The organism is Streptomyces sp. NBC_01460 (assembly GCF_036227405.1).
Lineage (GTDB): Bacteria > Actinomycetota > Actinomycetes > Streptomycetales > Streptomycetaceae > Streptomyces.
Window position 1 is genome coordinate 1,071,003 of the sequence record NZ_CP109473.1, and the last position, 19,610, is coordinate 1,090,612.

Annotated in this window: 10 protein-coding genes; 3 read left to right on the forward strand and 7 right to left on the reverse strand. The window is 67.0% G+C overall.

From position 1 onward, the window contains the following. Positions 1 to 13: 13 nt before the first annotated feature. On the reverse strand, positions 14 to 8,587 hold the full coding sequence (locus tag OG488_RS04710) for a golvesin C-terminal-like domain-containing protein (RefSeq protein ID WP_329238433.1): 8,574 nt from the start codon (positions 8,585 to 8,587) through the stop codon (positions 14 to 16). Positions 8,588 to 9,012: 425 nt separating this feature from the next. Here OG488_RS04710 and OG488_RS04715 point away from each other — a divergent pair, with 425 nt between their 5' ends. Continuing rightward, positions 9,013 to 9,525 (forward strand): MmpS family transport accessory protein, encoded by a 513-nt coding sequence (locus OG488_RS04715; RefSeq protein ID WP_329226195.1) that lies wholly within the window; start codon positions 9,013 to 9,015, stop codon positions 9,523 to 9,525. A gap of 1,028 nt (positions 9,526 to 10,553) precedes the next feature. Here the strand turns inward: OG488_RS04715 and OG488_RS04720 are convergent. Together OG488_RS04720 and OG488_RS04725 are read right to left on the reverse strand one after the other, a co-directional pair. After that, positions 10,554 to 11,183 (reverse strand): RNA polymerase sigma factor, encoded by a 630-nt coding sequence (locus OG488_RS04720; protein ID WP_329226197.1) that lies wholly within the window; start codon positions 11,181 to 11,183, stop codon positions 10,554 to 10,556. 109 nt (positions 11,184 to 11,292) lie between these two features. Beyond that, positions 11,293 to 11,547, reverse strand: coding sequence for a hypothetical protein (locus OG488_RS04725; protein ID WP_329226198.1), 255 nt, complete (start codon positions 11,545 to 11,547; stop codon positions 11,293 to 11,295). 412 nt (positions 11,548 to 11,959) lie between these two features. On the opposite strand from OG488_RS04725, the gene OG488_RS04730 reads away from it, so the two are divergent. Beyond that, positions 11,960 to 12,901, forward strand: coding sequence for a DPP IV N-terminal domain-containing protein (locus tag OG488_RS04730; RefSeq protein ID WP_329226200.1), 942 nt, complete (start codon positions 11,960 to 11,962; stop codon positions 12,899 to 12,901). Between the two features lie 209 nt (positions 12,902 to 13,110). Here OG488_RS04730 and OG488_RS04735 read toward each other — a convergent pair whose 3' ends face one another. The 4 genes from OG488_RS04735 to OG488_RS04750 all read right to left on the reverse strand — a co-directional run bounded on the left by OG488_RS04735 (position 13,111) and on the right by OG488_RS04750 (position 18,411). Next, a complete protein-coding gene (locus OG488_RS04735) occupies positions 13,111 to 15,174 on the reverse strand; it encodes an N-acetylmuramoyl-L-alanine amidase (RefSeq protein WP_329238435.1) in 2,064 nt (687 codons plus the stop codon). A gap of 398 nt (positions 15,175 to 15,572) precedes the next feature. Further along, on the reverse strand, positions 15,573 to 16,217 hold the full coding sequence (locus OG488_RS04740) for a DUF4328 domain-containing protein (protein WP_329226201.1): 645 nt from the start codon (positions 16,215 to 16,217) through the stop codon (positions 15,573 to 15,575). A 783-nt stretch (positions 16,218 to 17,000) separates the two neighbouring features. Next, entirely contained in the window at positions 17,001 to 17,645 is a 645-nt protein-coding gene (locus tag OG488_RS04745; protein WP_329226203.1) for a recombinase family protein, read from the reverse strand. A 343-nt stretch (positions 17,646 to 17,988) separates the two neighbouring features. After that, positions 17,989 to 18,411 carry a secondary thiamine-phosphate synthase enzyme YjbQ gene (locus OG488_RS04750; protein ID WP_329226205.1) on the reverse strand — a complete coding sequence of 141 codons (423 nt, stop codon included), beginning with the start codon at positions 18,409 to 18,411 and terminating at the stop codon, positions 17,989 to 17,991. 73 nt (positions 18,412 to 18,484) lie between these two features. Between OG488_RS04750 and OG488_RS04755 the strand changes: the two genes are divergently transcribed. Continuing rightward, positions 18,485 to 19,561 (forward strand): FAD-dependent oxidoreductase, encoded by a 1,077-nt coding sequence (locus OG488_RS04755; protein ID WP_329226207.1) that lies wholly within the window; start codon positions 18,485 to 18,487, stop codon positions 19,559 to 19,561. The last annotated feature ends 49 nt before the right edge of the window (positions 19,562 to 19,610 follow it).

Here is a 19,610-nt window from a genome sequence, read left to right on the forward strand (position 1 = left end):
CACTAGGCCCCTTCTAGCACTTCGATCCGATGCCGGTCGGGGAGTTTATCGCAGTACACGAGTAGGTGTCCGTGATATTCCCTTGCGGTCCGTATACAGTCATTCCCACCTGCACGGTTGTCGGAACGGCCGAATGAGGGTCTCCGTATACGGGCACGACCGACATGAACAGCTTATTGTTCGCGTTCAAGGCTTTCCATCCGAAGGATTCGACCTTGCTCGCCATTCTCGCATTTGCCCTGCCGTGCAAAGCAACCAGGTTTCGAACGTCCTGGCCGGTACCCTTGCCCCAATAACCTATCAGGTGGCCGGCCTGCGGGTTCCCGCCTCCTGCAGCTATCTCTCCCATACCGTCCGGCTGAACGGAAGGTTCGCATTCGGCGCATTTCGGCATACCGCCTGCCCCGGTGCGCGACCTGCGGTCGGCCTTGGTGAGGAACGCATAGGCGCCGGTCGCTCTGCAGCCCTTATTCCCCTGGTGATCCGTGTACTCCTCGAGGCCGCCGTAAATCCGCCCCCCGTCGATCAGAGGCATCGGGTCGCAGGTGGGGCTGTTGGTGTCCGTGGTCCGCGGTGCGGGCCTGGGCGCGGGGCCCGGCGATGGCTGAGGGGTGGGACCCGGACGCGGCTCGTCGGACGAATCGCTGGAACTGGCCTCGTCCGCGGACGGCATCAGCAGACTGCCCAGGGCCGCCCCCGCGTCCGCCAGGCCCTGCTTGCCCTGCGGAGTCGACGCGTAGGCGGCGGTGCCCAGCAGCGCGGCTGCCGCCCAGTAGACCGCCGGGATCGCGAACCAGATGACATGACCGTCCAGCTCGACGAGGCTGGTGGGGTTGCCGCCCGTGAAGGCGTAACGGTTGCTGGTGTACGGGTCCGCGCCCAGACTCATGTCGGCGAGGGCACCGTTGTACATGTCCCGGGTGGTGAAGCGGTTGAGACCCGGGCTGTAGTCGCGGAAGCCCATGTCGTACGTGCCGGACTGGGCGTCCCAGCGCTTGGCGTTGTAGCGGTAGGGGTTGTACTCCTCCTTGTCCGGCTGGCCCGTCTCGGGCTTGTCGATGCCGGTGAACTCGGCGGCGTCGTTGTTGCCGTAGGCGGTGTAGCCGTAGGTGGCCTTGGTGTCGCCGTTCTTGTCGGTCAGGGTCTCGACGTCGGTGTGGCTGTTGTAGCCGTAGTAGCCGTCTTCGGTCGAGCCGTCGGCATTGTGCTTGCTCTGCGACAGACGCTCGCCCCACGGGCTGTACTGGAACGATTTCGTCAGCGCGCCGGCGACCTTCTCGTCGAGGACCTCGCCGGACAGACCCAGGTACTCGAAGTCGGTGGTCTTGCCGTCCACCGTCTTCGACGCGGTGCGGTCCAGCGGGTCGAAGGCGTACGTCGTCGACTTCATCGCACCGTCGGCGTCCAGCTTCTGGGACTCCACGACATGGTCGAAGCCGTCGTAGACGCTCCGCTCGATGACCTTGCCGCCGGAACTGACCGACTGCTGGCGGCCGAAGGGGTCGTAGGCGTAGTCGGCGTCGACACCCGACGTCGTACCGGTCAGCAGCCTGTTCCGGTCGTACTGGAATGTGGTGCTTGCACCCTTGACGGCCTGGCTGATGACGTTGGCGTTGTCGTCGTGGACGTACGTCTCCGTGCCGGCGCCGTTGCCTGTCTTGACCGACTTGGTGAGCCGGTCGGCCGGGTCATAGGTGAGGTCTGTCGTGGAGTCGAGGTACGCCGCACGGTTGTCGGCGTTCATCTTCTTCGCGACGTCCTGCGCCTTGTTCCCGTTGGCGTCGTAGGCGTAGGTGTGGGATGCGACCAGCGTGGTGCCGTCCGCCTTCTTCTCCGTCGTCGACTTCAGCGCGGCGTCGAGGTAGTAGGTGTAGTCGACGGTGTTGCCGTTGTCCTTGGTCTCCTTGAGCTTCTGGCCGCGCGCCGTGTACGTGTACGCGGTGACCTTGGGGTCGCTGTCCGTGGCGGACTTGCCGACGGACACCGTCTTGACCTTTTCCCGCAGGTCGTAGGTGTACTTGGAGAACTGGCTGGGGTGGGTGACCGTCTCCGACTGCCCGTTGGCGTCGTACGTGTACGACGTCGCCTTCTTCTCCTGACCGGCCAGGAACTCGGTCACTTGCCGGACCTGGTCGAGCCCGGTGTAGGCGACTGCGTAGGCGTCGGCCCTCGCGCCGGACGACGTGTCGTCGATGGTCGTCAGGTTGCCGTTGGCGTCGTAGGCGTAGGCGTAGGTTCGCTTCTCCGTGTCGGTCTCCGCGGAGTTGTCACGGACCAGTTTGACGCCGTCCGCGACCACGACACCGGCGCTGTTCTGCGCCAGCTTCAGCTTGGTGTCCTCGCCCTGCTCGAGGGTATAGCTGCCGAGGCTGACCCAGGTGCCCGCGCCGGTGTTCTGGTCCTTGGTGACCGCCGGCTCGGTCGCCGTGCCGTGCGAGAGCGTGTACTTCGCGGTGGCGGCGGCCCCGGTCACCTTCGGGTACTTCACGTACGCGGCGTACGTACCGTCCTCCGGGATGTCGAGCGCCCATGTGAAGGCGTCGGTGCCGGTGCCGGCCGCGTGGGTGCGGTGGTCGTAGCCCTGCTGCCCGCCGATGTCCCCGGTGGCCCATGTCCCCGTCGAGGAGGTTTGCTGGTTGTCCGAGTTGTCTGCCAGGACCACGGACTTGCCGACGGGGACACCGTCGTCGGAACGGGACTTGACCTTTCCGTCGGGGTAGAAGGACCACGTCATCGTCCGGTTGGACGAGCCGCCCGCCGATGTCAGCGTCCTTGTCGTCTGCTGGCCCAGGGCGTTGTAGTCGTAGCTGGCGGCGATGTCCCACGGATCCGTGGAGCTCTTCGTCCACCCGTTGTCGAAGTACTCGTTCGTCGTGACGTTGCGGATCGTCTGCCCCTCCGAGGGCGGCATCGAGGTCTTCGCGACCCGTCCCACGGCGTCGTACTCGGTCTCGGTGTAGACGTTGGGGTCGTTGTGGCGTGCGTCCGCGGGGTCGTACGGCTGGTACTGCCGCTTGGGACGGTTCAGAGCGTCGTACTCAGTGCGGGTGGTGAAGGCCGTGGTCGTCTCCGCTTCGACGGCTCGCGGACTGATCACCTTGGTGGTGTTGCCGACCTGGTCGTACTCGGTTCGGGTCGTGCGGTAGGTGATCGGCGAGGTCCCGCTGCGCGGGACTTTCACCTCGGTCTGCTTGCCGCGCTCGTCGTAGGTGACGAGCGTGGTGTTGTCCTCGGCGTCCGTCGTGGACACGACCAGGTTGTCCTTGTCGTAGGACTTCCTGTTGGTCTTGCCGACGGCGTCCGTGACCGTGGTGACCCGGTGGTTGAGGTCGTAGGCCGACAGGGTGGTGTAGTCGGCTGTGTCCGCCGTGGCGTTCTTCTTCGGGTCGACGACCTTGGTGGCGTTGCCGACGCTGTCGTACTCGTAGCTGACCTTGTCCCCGTTCGCGTTGACGACGGAGGTGAGCTGGTAGATCTCGTTGTAGTAGTTGGTCGTGACGAAGTCCCCCGCGTCCGACGCGGTCAGGGCCCCCTTCGGTTCGGTCGTCGTCTTGAGGTTGCCGACCTTGTCGTAGGTGTAGAGCGTCTTGCGTTCGTCCGACGTCGTGGTGTACTTCGGCGCGGTCGCCGAGGTCATCTGGTCGGTCGCGTCGTACACCGCGGTGGACACCGCGCCGTTGGGCGCCGTCGACGTGGTGACGTTGTCGTTCTGGTCGTACACGGGTGCCGGTGCGGTGATCAGGTCACCGGTGGCCTGGTTCTTGGGTTCGGACTTGACCAACGGGCGCCCGAAAGCGTCGTAGGTCTGCGTGGTCTTCTTGCCCAGCGCGTCGACGACATCGGTGACCTGGCCCCGCTCGTCGTAGACGAAGGTCGAGGACCTTTTCAGTGCGTCTGTCATGGTCGTCGGGAAACCCGTGGGACCGAAGCCGCTGTTGGTGTCCTCGTTGCCGTTGGCGTCGGTCGCCTTGGTCAGCTGGCCGTAGGAGTCGTACTCATACGATGTGGTGTAGTCACCCGCAGTCGGGGTGGCGACGCCCTTCGGGTCAGTGACCGCCCTCAGGTTGCCGAAGGTGTCGTATCCGAACTGCCATTTCCGCCCCTCGGGCGACGTCTTGGTGAACAGATCGGCCGAGTAGCCGTCGGCACGGGTCTGGTACACGTACTGGGCTGAGTTCGCCGGGTAGCTGCCCGGCGCGCAGTCGGACTGGGGCGGCACACCCCCCTTGTTGCTCTCCGCTTCCCGCTTCCAGAGCGGGAAGCCGGTCTTCTGGTCGTAGCAGTACGCCGTCCTGGCGCCGTTGTTCTCCTCCGTGTAAATGACGTTGTTGTCCGCGTCCCACGACAGCTTCATCGTCTGCGACTTGGCGTTCGTCGACTGGACGGCGCGGCCGAAGTCGTCGGTCACGTATTCGGAGGCACGCGTCTCGGCGTCCGTGACCTGGGTGTCGGTGAACTTGGCGTTGTCGGCGTTCTCCGCGTAGGTGAAGCCGGTGGTGCCACGGAGACGGTCGGTGATCGTCTTGGTCCACCAGTGGTACTTCGGGTCGTCCCCGGTCTGGGGGAAGTTGTACGCCAGCGACGTGGCGTTGCCGCGCGGGTCGGTGGCCTTGACGAGCTTGACGTTCTTGTTGCCCTGGGTCGCGTCGTACTCGAAGCCGAAGACCTTCGGCTGAGTGGAGCCGGCGCCGTCGGTGAGCTGCGTGAGCAAGCCCTTGTCGGAGTACTCGAAGGTGACCTTCCGGCCCGAGATTTCGGTCATCGACTTGATGTGGTCGATGATCTTCGGATTGTTGTCGTCAGCCTTGGAGTAGTACTCCACGGTCAGCGACTGGCGGCCGGCCGGGTCGGTGACGTATTTGAGGAACTTGGTCGGCTTGTTGTTGGACTTGCGTTCCTCGTATGTGTAGGTCTGCGTGTTGCCGTTCTTCTCGATCAGCGAGGTCATGTAGCCGTCGCAGCCGAACAGGAATCGGGTGCCGTCCGGACGAGTCATCGTCCAGGCGTCCGGGATCGGGTCCTTCAGCGGCGTACAGTCCAGACCGGGCATCGCCGACAGCTTGTAGTGGACGCCCGCAGGGGCCTTCCACGAGCCATCGGGCTGCTTGCGGAAGACGTGCGTGGTGCCGTCGCCGTCCGGGAGCCGGATCTCGGTCGGGTTCGGCTTCGGGTGGAACTCCAGCGGCGCACCGAGCCGGATCGGGCCGGCTGCCTGGAAGGACCAGCCGGGACCGGAGACCGTGTCGGAGGTGTCGAGACTGTTGTACGCGAACCGGGCGAACGTGGTGACTCCGCGGCCAGGATTGGTGAAGGCGTTGTACTGCCAGACACTGTTGCCAGACGCCAGGTCGCTCATCACTGTCGAGCCGGCGCCGGTGTTCTTGCCCGTGTATACGTAGAACTTTTCCATGCCGAGCTGGTTGGAGGTCGGGTCCTCCACTGCCACGTTCTGCTGCAGGCCAGGGATGCCCGAAGTGCCCGAGGTCCAGGTTCCGGTCGTCTTGTTGAAGACGTCCCAGGTCAGGGCGTAGTCGGTGCGCTTGTTGCCCGAATCGGAGTTGATCGGGGTCTTGACCTGTGCCTGGAGGCTGACCGAGTCACCCGGTGCGACGTCCCGCGGCAGGGTGGTCTGGATCTGGTTGCCGCCGTTGGTGACGTCGGTGCCGTCGGGGAGAGCCCACTTGTAGGTGAGGGCCTGGTCGGTGGCCTTCCACGTGGTCGTGGTGGTGTTGGTGAGGTTGAAGTCGACCGTGTAGGTGGTGTTCGGCGTCATCCGGGCCGGGGTCTGCGGCGCGAAGTACGTCGAGGCGGTCGTCGAATCGATATATGTGACGACGATCTTCGGGTGGAGCTTGGGCTCGGCTCCCTCCGAGGACAGGAACAGGGTGCGTTCCTGCTTGAGGGTTTCGTCGGCCATTTTTATGGCGACGCCCTTCTGGGACGTCGGGGTGCTCACCCAGGACTGCGCGAGTGAGGTGACGTTCCAGTCGTGCCGCGCCGGGTCGTTGGTCTTGGACCCGTTGTCGGACACGACCGCGCCGACATCACCGCCCTGTGCCGTCCAGGTGGTGGCGGCGTTCGCCTTCACCCACGTGGCCGTCTCATCGAAGTCCCGCGCCAAAGGCCGGAGTTCGTAGACCGCTCCGGACGCGTCCTGACTGGTCTGGGTGCCCCACAGACGTACCGTCGCATCCAGCACACGTGCGGTCGCGGGGATGCTCAGGGCCGGGAACTTCAGCAGGGCGCGGGTCTTGCCGTAGGTGAGGGAGTTGTTGCCCGCGGAGATCCAGTTCTGCGGGCCGCCTTCGGTAAGCGTGTCGTGGGCCAGCGAGGGTTCGGCCGAGGACAGGGTGGTGTCGGCGGACGCCTCCAGGACCTTTGTCGTCCGGCCCGCCTTCGGGAGGCGGACCAGCTGGGTCTGCGCGGGGAGGACCTGGCGGTCCTTCGTCTTCACCGCGATCATGTAGTAGTACGCGCGGCCGAACGGGTCCACATCATCGGCCCGGGTCGGGGCCGCGGTGGTGTCGGTGAACGACGTCGTGCCCGGCGCCACCGGCGCCACCATGGTGGCCGGGGACGGGGTGAACGTCTGGTTGATGGAACGGTGCACCTGGTACTCGACCAGGTCGTCGTCCGTGCTCAGGGCCGACGGATCCACGTACGCGGACCAGTTCAGTTCCGCACCGGTGTCGTGGATGGTGGTCGGGGCGGTGAGGTCGACGCCCTGGCGGCCGTAGGTCAGGACCAGCTTCGGATAGTTCGCCGACTCACCCGCGTAGCCGAACTCGCTGCCCTCGTAACGCGGTCCGCCTTTGGGCCCGTTGACGCTCTCGTCACCGGCTTTGATGACGAATCCGTTGTTGGCGTTCGTGCCGTCGATCCAGGACTGGACGGTCTTGGTGACAGGGAAGGTGTGCCAGGTGTTGAGCTCACCCGGCTTCTTCGTGACGACACCCCCCTTGGTGAAACGCACCGCGTCCGCAAGAACGGTCGTAGACGTCGAGGCGGGGCCGTCGCCCAGGACGACCTTGCCAAGAGTGCCCGCCTTGAACGGGTGCGTGCCCAGTGTCTTCCAGACCCCGCCGGTGCCGGCCTGCTGATTGACGGTGTACGCCTTCGTCCCGCCGCTGTACGTCACGGTGTAGGGAGCGTTCGTGGCGCGGTCGGTGGCCGGGACGTTGTGCGTCTCGACCTGGTAGTCACCGTCCTCCGGCAGGCTCGGCTGCCAGGAGTATGTGTCTCCCGCGACCGTGTCCTTGTTGTAGAGGTAGTCCTGGTTCGTGGCGTACTGCGTGTAAGCGGTGTTCCCCGACGCCGGCCACGCACCCACCGCAGCGGTCCGCCCTGTGTCACCGTCATCGACGACAACAGAGGTGCCCGACAACTCACCGGTGAAGGTGTTGGCACTGTTCCACGTCGCCTGCCCCTCGGTCCACGGCTGCGTGGCTCGGTGCGCTTCCAGCTGCACCTCGGTGTCACCAGTGGTGTGGGTCTGGTCGTAGTACAGTTTCAGATCGGCCGAGTCGAGCTTCGTGCCCGCCGGTACTCCGGTCAGTGGGAACCGCATGAGCGCACGTGAGGACCCTGTGCTGGTGTTTCCGACCGACAACCGCCAGTTGTCGTCGTAGTTCGTCCCCGGACCGTCCGAGGAGATCATCACGTCCTGTGCCGTCGTCGGCGTCGGCGCGATCGAGATCGTGGGATCGACCGTCACGGGGTACTGCCGCTCTGCTGCGGCCAGCCACTCGGCATCGGGCGTGACCCTGAGGTTCCAGCCCTTGCCCGCCCTGGTCAGCTTCTGGCTGACCTTCTTGCTGTAGGCGAACCCGTAGGGCGAGCGGACGTCCTTCTTCGCGTCCGTCATGAAGGCCGAGGGGATCACCAGGACCGGATTCGCGCCCTCACCGTAGAAGGAGACCGATCCGTCCCGACCCTGCTTCGGTGTCAGCCCGCCGGCATCCAGCGTGAAGGTGAAGGAGACCGGGCCCGTGGGCTTCCGGCCCAGGACGATGTTCTCCTTCACCCGTCCGGGGCCGACCTGGTAGGACAGGTCCGCTCCGGCCACGGCGTCCCTGTAGGTGACGGTGTCACCCTTGGCGACGGGGGCGAGCTTGCCCGCGCCCTGAAGGCCCAGGGTCACCGCGTGCCCGTCGCCGGCCTCGAACCTCAGCAGCTTGTCAGGGCTCGAGCCGAACCAACTGTGCGCGGTATTGGTTGTGTTGACAAATTCGAAACCTTCGGCACGGGTCTTGGTGACCGACGGATCGATGTCCTTCCAGGACTTGCCCGACCGGTAGCCGGTCGGCGCCGCCGACACCTCGGCCTGCACCCGGCCGTCGGAGAGTTTCCAGTACCGGGCGTTCGCCGTACGCCTCCCGGTCAGTTCGGCAACACGCTTGGCCTTACCGGCTGCCTTGCCCTTCGGCAACTTCTCACGGCTCGGCAGCACCGGCGTTCCACCGGTCGACGGCTCGTCCGGCTTGTCGGGCCCCTTGTCGTCGTCCGAGAACCAGCCCGCAAAGCCATGGGCAATACCCTCGTCGCGATCACCCGAAACCGGTGCTGCGTAGGCGACTTGCGGGAGCATCGTCCCGGCGACCGCCGATACCACGAGGCAGGCTATCGCCCGCCCATATCTTACTTTCACGCCATTCCCCTCACGTCACGGAAACCCATCCCGCGCAAGGCGGAATGGGGGCATCCATATGCGTCGGCGCGGGCACTCCGTCGCCGGTCATACTGGATCTGACCTGGACCGGAACCACTTCGAGACATGTCAAACCAGGCCATTTCACATGCGGAGAAATGGCCTCGCGAAAGATGAGCCGGTCACTGCGGGGGGATTCTTCAACACGGGGGCGAGGGCACGTCAACCACATTCACATACCAGGCATTTTGCTGCGCAGATCGAAGGCAATTGAAGGCACCTTGCCCGAATTATCCATCGCCTGGCATCGATCGGTTCCGATGGTGTATAACCCAATCGAATTTGCCTCGACGGAAAGTGTGGCCATGCCTGTAACAGGAACTCCGGTAAGCCCGGAGGAGTCAGAAATCCCGGAGACCACAGAGATTTCCGAGGCCCGGTACGACCGCGGCATCGACCGCAAGGGCATCGCCGTCGCGGCGGCGATACTCCTCGCGTGCGGCGGGTTCGTGGCGTACGGAGTCCTGGACCCCGAGGAAGCGCGGTCACCCCGGCAGGCCGTGCCCGCCGCCAGCGTGACCTACGAGGTACTCGGGGAGGGCACGGCCGACATCTCCTACCGCGGTCCGAGTGCAGCGAGGGCGACCGTGGTCACGAACGCCCGTCTCCCGTGGAAGAAGACCGTGAGCGTCCCCCTCGGTGCTTCCTCGATCGTCAGCGTCACCCTCGGAGAGAACGGGGGAACGGCCAGCTGCACCCTCGCCGTCGGCGGCAAGCACATCCAACGTGGCACCGCCATCGGCTCCTTCGGCCGGACCACTTGCAGCAGTGAACTTCTCGCACCCGCAGTATCCTCAGCCTCCGAAGAAGCCACGTGAAAGCACAGTTCCCCTTCCGCCTTGCGGCTGGGGTCGCCGGGTCGCTCGCGTCCCTCGGGCTCGTCCTCCTGCCCCGGGCAGCCGCGGCGATCTCGAACGCCGAGGGCTTGCGACGCATCGCATCGGACGGGCCCGATCCCGTGCGGTGGTCCTTGTCCGCGCGCCCCACAGAACAAATTTTCTGCCCCACGACTCGTCACTCGGCCGAGACCAGTCGGCAGAGGTCCCGCTCTCCGTCGGCGCGAGGGCCGGCGTGCCTCCCGTACAGCCGCCCGACTCACCTTCGCCTCCGGTATACCCCTCGAACGGCTACCCGTGCTTTCCGGAACTGCGGGCGTGCTCGGCACTCTTATCTCGTGAAGGAGAGGCCGTCGGGCGCTCCTTCGGCTGCTCCGGCGGCCCCGTCCTCTTGGCCGGCTTTCCAGGCGATGACGGAGCCGTCCCCCCTGCACCGGAGAGCGCGGCGCAGTAGGACTCCACGCCAGACTCTCCTCCTGCGGCATCGGCCAGTTGCTGAAACGCCTTACCTCGGTGCTTGCCGTTTCCTTTACCCCACGCCTGGCACAGCGCCGCTTGGCTCTGGGATGCCGGAGCATGTGCCGAGGGCGACGATGTCGGTGGCAGACTTCTCCGGCCCGTCTCTTTCCGGCTACTGCCGGGGAGTCGCGGGGCGTCCACTCCTGGCGGCGGCTGGGGATTATCCACGACGTCGTCGGCCTCGCCGAACGGAACAGGTAGGGCACCGGTGCCGACCGCCAGCGCGACGCCGCCAAGAGTGACGGTCGCGAGTGCGGCACCGAGCGCCGTCTTGACAGAGGCAGAGGCAGAGGCTGGGGAACGGCGCGACGGGCGCCAGTCGTCACGCCTTCGGGGACGCTGCGGGCCGATGTCTTCCGCAGCACGGGATTCCCGGAAGGCCGCGAGCGCACGCTCGGCTCCCTCTGGTTCGACGCGTCCTCGCAAGGCATCAGCGAGCGCACCGACCTCTGGCACGGAGAACGCCGCGTCGCCGTCTTCAGCCTTGCGTCTCATGTCTCATCCCTCAGTGTGCCCGGCGCCACGGCTACGGTGCCTTCCTCTCGGCTCCCCGAGGTCAGCTGTTCGGCCAATCGTCTCAGCCCTCGGTAGGCCGCGGTCCGCACGGCACCCGGTCGCTTGCCCAGAACCCGTGCGGCAGCGGGCCCGTCCAGAGCGACCACCACGCGCAACAGCACCGCCTCCGCCTGATCCGGCGGCAACCGCGCGATCTGTGCGATCGCCCACTGTGTGGATATCGACTCCAACACCTCATCCGCCGTGTCCGTCCGCCCGGGGAGTTCCAGGACGTCCCGCTCGATCAGTGTCGTGCGGGGGCGGCGCTTCTGCTTGCGAAGGTGGTCCAGCGCCCGATGCCGCGCGATGGTCGCCGTCCAACCCCGAAAACCAGCACCATCCCCCCGAAAACGCTTCAGGTCCCTTGCGATCTCCAGCCAGGCGTCCGAGGCGACGTCCTCGGCATCCTCCCCGACCAGCCCGCGCATGTACCCGAGGAGGCCCGGGTGCACGAGCCGGTAGGCAGTCGCGAAGGCCTCCTCATCCCCCTGCTGAGCTCGTGATACAGCCAATCCCAGCTCCGCGTCGTATGCCGAAGCACGACGCTGATCCCCACCCCTGCGCACACGTGCCTCTTCAATCGTCCAAGAACCTTCCCCACTCCTTCTGCGCCCTGACACACAGAAATGTCACAGCCGCTGCCTGCACCGCTCCGGCTGAGATCCGGCGGTGAGCTCAGCCCGCCGGCTTCGTTGTGACACGCCCGTGAAGCAGTAAGTACATCTGCTGTACGGATTCTTCCGGTCCGACTGCGAACCGTTTCGACACCTTGCCAACCGGATTCCATACGCGACCATCAGGCATCCGAATGCCCACCACTTGGCCGAAGAGCTCCTGCTGTGTCAGGTCGAAGTCCACCCACTCGGCACCAGCTCGCCGTACGAACACCTCGCCCACGTAAGCCCCGAGCCAGAACAGCTCACGTGCCACGCTTGCCTGGTCCGGCCCAGCGGCACGGAGCCCATCGGTGATCCGATCCACTACACGCAGGCTCGCAACCGAGTAGTCCAGAGGCAGCCGGTTCCGAACTGCCACCCTCCGGATGAACTCAGCTACTCCCTGCGGAACCTGACGTGCCAACACACGCTGTTTCTGCTCTACACCCGAACCCACTGCATCCCCCCACACCTCGTTCGGTCCCGGGGGCCCATCAGCGCCCGGAGAGGAACTCGCTCCCTCCTCCAGTCAAGCGAGACCGAGGCCGCTGACGTCACACCTCCACGTGGCGTAGGGGCAGGTGGTCCAGAGTCTTCGTGCCTGACGCCGCCCCCGTGATGTTTCCGCGTCGGGCGGCGCTCATGTACTGGGGCCCGGACACTCCGGCCCCCCTAGGAGGGGCAAAGTGCACATCAAACGCGCCGTACTGGCAGCAGCAATCGCCGGCGCAGCTGCTCTGTCGACAGCAGGGACCGCCACGGCGGAGCCGAGGACGGCGGCCAGCTGGATCATTGCCACCGGCTACTCCTCCGGCTCCCCTGCGCTGATCTCGCTCGACCCCGTGAACGGCAACGTCATCCGGACCTTCGCGCAGGACGCCGAGGACGGCGCCCTCTCTCCGAAGGACTCCGCCGCGGCGTACATCCAGCGCGGCAGCACCTGCATTCCCCAGACCGAAGGCTGTGTCTACCCCCGGAACCTGGTGGTCGCTGACGGCGACGGCAGCGACCCGCACGTTCTGGTCCGAGGTATCGCGCCCGAAACCAACGAGGCCCCGTATGTCGGGCACCCCGACTGGTCGCCGGACGGTAAGCGGATCGTCTACTTCAGCCCACGCGGTCTGGAGTGGATCAGGAGTGACGGCACAGGACAGGAGGTACTCACGGCAGCAGGCGGCGCCGGCACCTTCTCACCCGACGGCCAGAGCATCGCCTTCGTGAAGGCCACCGCATACGAGACGCCCGACGGCTGGCAGTACGGCAGGGACGTCTGGGTCATGGACATCGCCACCCGGCAGATGCACCAGATCAGCACAGCCCGCGACGCTGTGTCCACGCCCGTCGACTGGTCCCCCGACGGGCAGCGCATCGTCTACGTCACAGAGACCGGCCTGAACACGGTCGACGTGGTGACCGGCGCTGTCACCGAGCTGCACAGCAGCTGGGTGACCTCCCTCAGCAGCGTCCAAGGCCCCGTCTTCTCGCCCGAAGGCACCCACATAGCCTTCTCTGCCACGGACGACCTCGAGTACACCCGCAGCACCTACGTCGCCGACGCGGCCGACGGAAAGAACCTGCGGGTCCTCACTGACCAAGCCACAACCCCGACAGACTGGCTGAGCAGGTAGCAGGAACGCCGGCCGCGGGCCCGGGGATACCTGCGGCCGGCCGTTCCGAGGTCGGCAAAACCGCCCGAGGGGGATGGGGCGCGACCGGGCCCGATGAGGTGCAGCAGGTACGACGTCGTCGACCACAACCCCGATGCGGGCACAGCGGTGCCGTCCCAGTCCGGACACCGGAACGGTGAGCCCGGCCTGGGACGGCGTGCTCCGAGCCGTTACCTGAGGTAGACCAAGCCATCGGTGGTGATGGCCGGGCGGCCGCTTGTGCCGACGACGACGATCTTGACGGTGTGCTTCGCGCTTGCGGTCCAGGACTTGGTCCAGATCGCGTCGCGGTACTTGGTGGTGGAGGACTTCAGGTCGACGGTGGCGGTCTTGACTCCGTCGACGTAGACATATGCCTGCCCTGAGGTGGAGGCGCGGGAGACCACCCAGGCTGCCGACCTTCCGGTGAAGGTCCAGGTGAGGCTCGCGTTCTTGGCGGAACTGGAGTAGGACTTTCCGCCCAGGTAGCTGGTGGACGACCTTGTGGTCCAGGTGCCGGACCGGGCGGCGGAAGTCTCCTGAAGGATCGTCGGGGTGCCGGCGACGGAGGCGGTCCCGGTGTTCCCGGCTCGGTCGTAGGCCGTCAAGGCCCAAGTCGTGGCCACGCCCGACTTCGCGCTGTGGGCGGCACCGTAGGTGGTCGGGCCGTATGTGGCGGACACCGGTGCCGTCAGGCGGACTTCCTTCAGCGCGGCGTTGTCGGTCGCCTTCCAGCTCAGGGTGATGGGGACGCCGGTGGTGTTGACGGTTCCGGTGCGCAGGGCGAGGGCGGGCTTGGTGGTGAACGTCGGCGCGGTGGTCTCCGCGACCACGGTCGCCGTTGCTGTTGTGGTCGTCTTGCCGGACTGGTGGACCGCACGGACGCTGATCTTGTGAGAGCCGACCGCGAGGGTCGCCTTGGCGGAGGTGGCCGTGCCCGCGGCGGTGGCGCCAACCTTGCCGTCGACGAGCAGCTCGTACTTCGAGATCAATGAGGCCGGCGTAGTGGCCGACCATGTCACCGTGATGGGAGCCTTGGTGTAGTACGTCGTCCCGGACACTCCGGCACCGGTGATCGACTTGATCGCCAGGCCGGTGACAGGGCCGGCGGTCCAGGAGCGGATCGTGCCGAGCTGGGCGTAGAAGGCGTTGCCGGGGCACTGCGTGTTGTAGCCGTCGCGGTGGCCATGGATGACCGGGAAGGACAGCTGCGCGCCCTTGGCCCAGGTCTTGCCGAAGTAGTTGAGGCCGCTGTCACCTGCGGTGAGAGTGGTGGTGCCTGCCGGGTCGACACCGTACTGGCCGAGCTTCCATGCGGCGATCCGGGCGACCGAGGTCATCGCGGCCAGGGGCGGTGCGGCGTCGGTGTAGGTGCCCAGAACCGAGATCCCCGTGGTTTCCGTGTTGAAGCCGTACGCGTGCGCGCCCAGTACGGGGCGGTCGATGCCGCCCTTGCGTCCCTCGTAGATCGTGCCGCATTTGTCGACGAGGAAGTTGTAGCCGAGGTCTTTCCAGCCCAGTTGCTGAACGTGGTAGGCGTAGATGCCGCGCACTACCGCCGGGCCGTTGGCACAGGTGTAGGTGTTTGACTCGGCGGTGTGGTGCACCACCACGGCCTTGATCTTCCCGCCGGGCAGATACCCCGGTTCCTCCGGGCTGATCGACTCGTCCGCACCCCAGCCCGCACGTGACGTGATCGGCGGCTGCGGCGCTGTCGACGGCGGCGCGGGCGGCACGCTCACGGTCGGTACGGGGCTCGTCGTCGCGGAAGCGGACGGCGACGGCGGCGACGTCGAATCGCTCGGTGCTGGTGGCGTGGTGGGCTGCTCGCTCACCGGAGGCTCGGTGGGCGGCCCACTACTCGCAGGAGTCTCGGCTGGAGTCGTGCTCTGCGTCGGCTCACCCGAGTCGGATGGCGAATCCGTCGGCGTAGGCTCGCCGCTCTCGTCAACGGCGAACGCAGCAGGCTCCATGCCCGTGCCCTTGCCGCCTCCGGGATCGACCATGTCCAGACGCAAGCCCGCAGGCAGTCCTGCCGACGCCGACGCTCCCGAACGCACCCGTGCCTCGACACCGTTGGAGGCGCCGACCCACGCCGGCTCGGTGCCCCCGCGTACGGCACCACCCTCGCCCTGACCACTGTCGCCATCAAGCCGCATCCAGCGGGACCACTGCCCCGATTCCACCGACCGCGTTCGCACCTCGATCGCGCCAGGGACGTGCAGTGCCGGATCCGTCCACGTCACCCCCACCATGCTGAACGGCTCTGCGTCCCGCCGCTCCAGGGCGGCGGACCGGCCGTCGTCGCTCGCGGCGAACTGCGCTGTCCTGGCATAGGCCTTGACCGGGCCCCGACTTTCGTCCGCTTGGACACCAGATCCCGTACTGCCGGTGACCCCCTGGAAGACCAGCACTCCGGCCAGCCCCGCGACGGCCGTAGCCGCAGTCACCCATATTCGACGCTGCTTCACGCAGCCCCACCCCCAAACTGACTCGACTGGCTCGGCTCCTCACGGCCCCGAGCCGCATTACCGATAACGGACGACATCTGCCCTGGTCGCGAACGCGACACTGATGCCGTCCATGGATCTTTGGCGAGATTCACCCTCGGAGAGCGAGACGCCAAGTCACCCAATTTTTTGGCTTTTACCCGTCATCTCATGTCATGTGCCACCTGGACCTGCGATTCCCCGCCCCGGCCGGACCGTCCGGCCATCACCTTGATGTGTTGCATGTGCGTGAGCGTGCGAACCAGTCGGACCGTGAGCACGGCACAGACAATGTCGAAAACGTCGGAGAGCACGAGCAAGCCGATGCTTGCGTTTGTCCGGTCGATGGATTCGGCCGCTTCGTAGGACACGCCTCCGACCAGCGCGAAGAGGCCCTCGGCGAGCCAGAAGCCCCACCACAGATTGATGAGTCCATGGCCCGGACGGCTGGTTGTTGCTTGCGACTCCGCGGATCGGCTCGCGTTCCAGATGTCCAGAGTGACCCGGCGCGGGAACCACAGGTTGACGACCGGGATGAGCCAGCCCCAGCCAGTCCAGCTGCGACCGTGTCGGTGAGCGCCGGGGGCGAAGACTTCGGCATTGTCGCGCAGGCGGTAGAGCCAGCACACGTAAACGATCCCCGTCGAGAGATAGAGCAAGCTCTGAAGCATGCCGGTGAGGTCGTAGTAGAGCTGTCTGTTGCCAGCGTGCGATACAGCGTCGAGGGCTGCCGCTGAGTCCGGCAGATCGCGCAGCAGGACGTACAGGTATCCACCCGAGGCGATGGACAGCATGTCCGTGATGATCACGGCGACGAGCAGAAGTGAGACGGCCACCCCCAGACCGACGGGTGAGCGCACCGCCGCGAGGTAGGCAGGCGCAGGTATGGGTGCGCCGTACGTGGTTGTGTTCACGGTTCATGCAGCGCTACCACCGTTCCAGGCGTCACACCCCCAGCCACTTCAGGTAGTACGAGGCACTCTGCTGCCAGGCTCCGCCAGACGGTTTCCGGCTGCGCGACGAGCCAGGACGGGCGTAACGCTGGGGGCCTGACCCCCGCGACTGTGTGTACTACCCGGGGACGCGCTTGGAAGCGCGATGGGGCCGTCGGAGCTCGGCACCCCGCCGTAAACCGGATCTACGGGCTCCGGGCGGGCCCCTGAGCTCGTCCGTTCCCAGCCGCCCACTCGGCAACGGCCGACCGCAAGGACCATCGCTGGCAGGGGCGAGCCCCACCTGGTCGATGCCGAGGCCGCAGACCTTACCTCGCTCGCGGGACATCAGGCCGAGGGACCGTGGAAGCATTCCTCACAGCCGTGGGATCGCCACACGACGCAGCGCGACGTTCGCGCTCTTCTGATCGCCGTCTTGGAGACCAGCGCCTCCACCGTCACTGGCCAGCACACGCGTTCTACTCGCTGCCGAGCCCGGCTGGACGGCCGAGACAGCAGCCCTGCTGCTTCACCTTGGCGATCTCGAACAGTTGCTGGCGACCGCTGAACGCAGGCCGACCACCCGTGACAGGAGCCCTGCCCTCGTACTCATGGCGGACTTTGCGGGCCGCCGAGTCCGTCCGATGCGGTGGTGGACCGTCAGCCGGGCCCGGCCCCGGCCGACTGAGGCCGGGTTGTCGGACCAGGCACTGGCACCCACAGCCCCTCACTGAGCCTTACAGGATTCCCATCTTCGCCGAGCACCGGCTTGTGCTGGTGCATCAGGTAGCCGAGCGTGGCTTCGGATATGAGGATGTTCCTCAGACTCTGCGGGGCCCACGGCCGCCCTCCGGCAGACTTGCCGTACATCATGGCCAGGTGGTCCGCGGGCGATGCCTCGCCCGCACGGTTGAGGCGGGCCGCTTCACTGCTGGTGGTGACGTTCTCGGGGTCGGCCAGGATGCGCCGGGCGACATCTCGGAGCACCTCGGAGGCATGCGGGTACAGTTCCACGTGGTCGACCTTGCCGCCCATGACCTTTCGCACGTACTGGAAGCCGTACCACGGCTTGCCCTTTGGCCGGCCGGCTGCCCTGATCTTGATCGTGGCGTCGCGGTTCCGGCGCTGGATCGCGCGGAGTTCCATCTGCGCGCCCCAGGCTTCCATGGTGAAGCGGTTCTCGTCGGCCGGGTCGTCCAGCTCCCACGGACCGTCGTGTCCGTACGTGACGAGCATCTTCTTCTCGTCCCGCATCTTGTATCCGGTGTTCAGGCAGTCGACGACGTTGCGGCCCAGCCGGTCCACGGCAGCCGCGACGAGACCGTCGTAGGGGCCCTCTCGTCCCGGAGCCAGGGGCCCAGCTTCGGGCGGAACACGGGGTCGGTGGCGCCCGAGACCTCCCAGTCGTCGGCCCAGCCGATGATGTGCGCGCCAACGGACGCTGCGGCTGTGAGGACGTTCTCCCGCTGACGCTCAGGGGACGACGCGCCAGCTCCACGCGCGACAGACGCCGCACGCCGAGCAGGCATTTGCCGCATCCGTCGTAGGGGCGTTCGATCGCATATGGGGTCGTACCGTGCAAGATTCCCTCCGTTCGCGCACGCATGGTACGGAGAATCGGCGGCACGACCCCTGGGAGCGATCTTGGTCAGCCCAGGAAGCTCAGCCGCACCGTCCGCTCCGCATTGTCCACGTTCGTGTCCACCAAGCACACCGACTGCCACGTCCCCAGCTCCAGTTGCCCCCCGATCACCGGCAAAGTGGCGTGCGGCGGCACCAGGGCGGGGAGCACGTGGTCGCGGCCGTGGCCCGGGCTGCCGTGGCGGTGGCGCCAGCGGTCGTCGGCCGGGAGCAGGGTCTGCAGGGCGGTGAGGAGGTCGTCGTCGCTGCCGGCCCCGGTCTCCAGGATCGCGATTCCGGCAGTGGCGTGGGGGACGAAGATGTTGAGCAGGCCGTCTCTGCCGTGCGCGGTGCGGGCGAGGAACCGCGCGCAGTCCTCGGTCAGGTCCATGACCGTCTCGGTCCGTCCCGTGGTGACGCTCAGCAGGTGCGTGGTGAAGGTGTCGGGCATGGGCCCATTCTCCCGCCGTCCGGGCACGTCCCGCCCCGGGAAGATCCGGAGCCCCGCCAGGGTTGGTAGAAGCGTGAACGACTTCGGGACGCGCGAACTGGACGTGGTGGTCATCGGCGCCGGGCAGGCGGGCCTGTCCGCCGCCTACCATCTGCGGCGCGCCGGCCTCGGGCCCGACCGGGACTTCGTGGTGCTGGACCACGCGCCCCGGCCGGGTGGCGCCTGGCAGTTCCGCTGGCCCTCACTCACGTACGGCAAGGTGCACGGCATGCACTCCCTGCCCGGTATGGAGCTGACGGGCGCCGACGACAGCCGCCCCTCGTCCGAGGTGATCGGCGCGTACTTCGACGCGTACGAGAGGCGCTTCGACCTGCGCGTGCACCGCCCGGTCGAGGTGAGCGCCGTGCGCGAGGGCGACGGTGGGCGGCTGCTCGTCGAGACCTCCGAGGGTGCGTACGCCACCCGCGCGCTGATCAACGCCACAGGTACCTGGGACCGGCCGTTCTGGCCGCGCTATCCGGGCCAGGAGACCTTCAGGGGCCGGCAGTTGCACACGGCGGACTATCCGGGGCCGGACGGGTTCGCGGGCCTTCGCGTGATCGTGGTCGGCGGTGGCGCGTCCGGGACCCAGCACCTGATGGAGCTCGCCGGGACGGCCTCCGAGACGTACTGGGTGACGCGGCGGCCCCCGGTGTTCCGGGAGGGGCCGTTCAGCGAGGACCAGGGCCGGGCCGCGGTGGCCATGGTGGAGGAGCGCGTACGCCGGGGGCTCCCTCCGCAGAGCGTGGTGAGCGTGACCGGGCTCCCGCTCAACGACGCCGTGCGCCGCGCTCGCGAGCAGGGGATCCTCGACCGGCTTCCCATGTTCGAGCGGATCACCCCGGGCGGGGTGGCCTGGCCCGACGGCAGCACGGTGGACGCCGACGTGATCCTCTGGGCGACCGGCTTCCGCGCCGCCGTCGATCACCTGGCACCCCTGAGACTCCGCGAGCCGGGCGGCGGCATCCGCGTCGAGGACACGAGGTCGGTGCGGGACGCACGCGTGCACCTGGTCGGGTACGGCCCCTCCGCGAGCACGATCGGCGCGAACCGGGCCGGCCGGGCGGCGGTCCGCTCGGTCACCCGCCTGCTGGACCGCGTGCCCGTCTGAGACCGATGGACCTCCTGACCGACCTGCTTACCGTCGTCGTCCACTTCGT

Excerpts from the sequence above, each read along its gene's own strand:
- OG488_RS04710 (WP_329238433.1), bottom strand. The coding sequence starts at position 8,587 with ATGCTCCCGCAAGTCGCCTACGCAGCACCGGTTTCGGGTGATCGCGAC.
- OG488_RS04715 (WP_329226195.1), top strand. The coding sequence starts at position 9,013 with ATGCCTGTAACAGGAACTCCGGTAAGCCCGGAGGAGTCAGAAATCCCG.
- OG488_RS04735 (WP_329238435.1), bottom strand. The coding sequence starts at position 15,174 with ATGGTGGGGGTGACGTGGACGGATCCGGCACTGCACGTCCCTGGCGCG.
- OG488_RS04750 (WP_329226205.1), bottom strand. The coding sequence starts at position 18,411 with ATGCCCGACACCTTCACCACGCACCTGCTGAGCGTCACCACGGGACGG.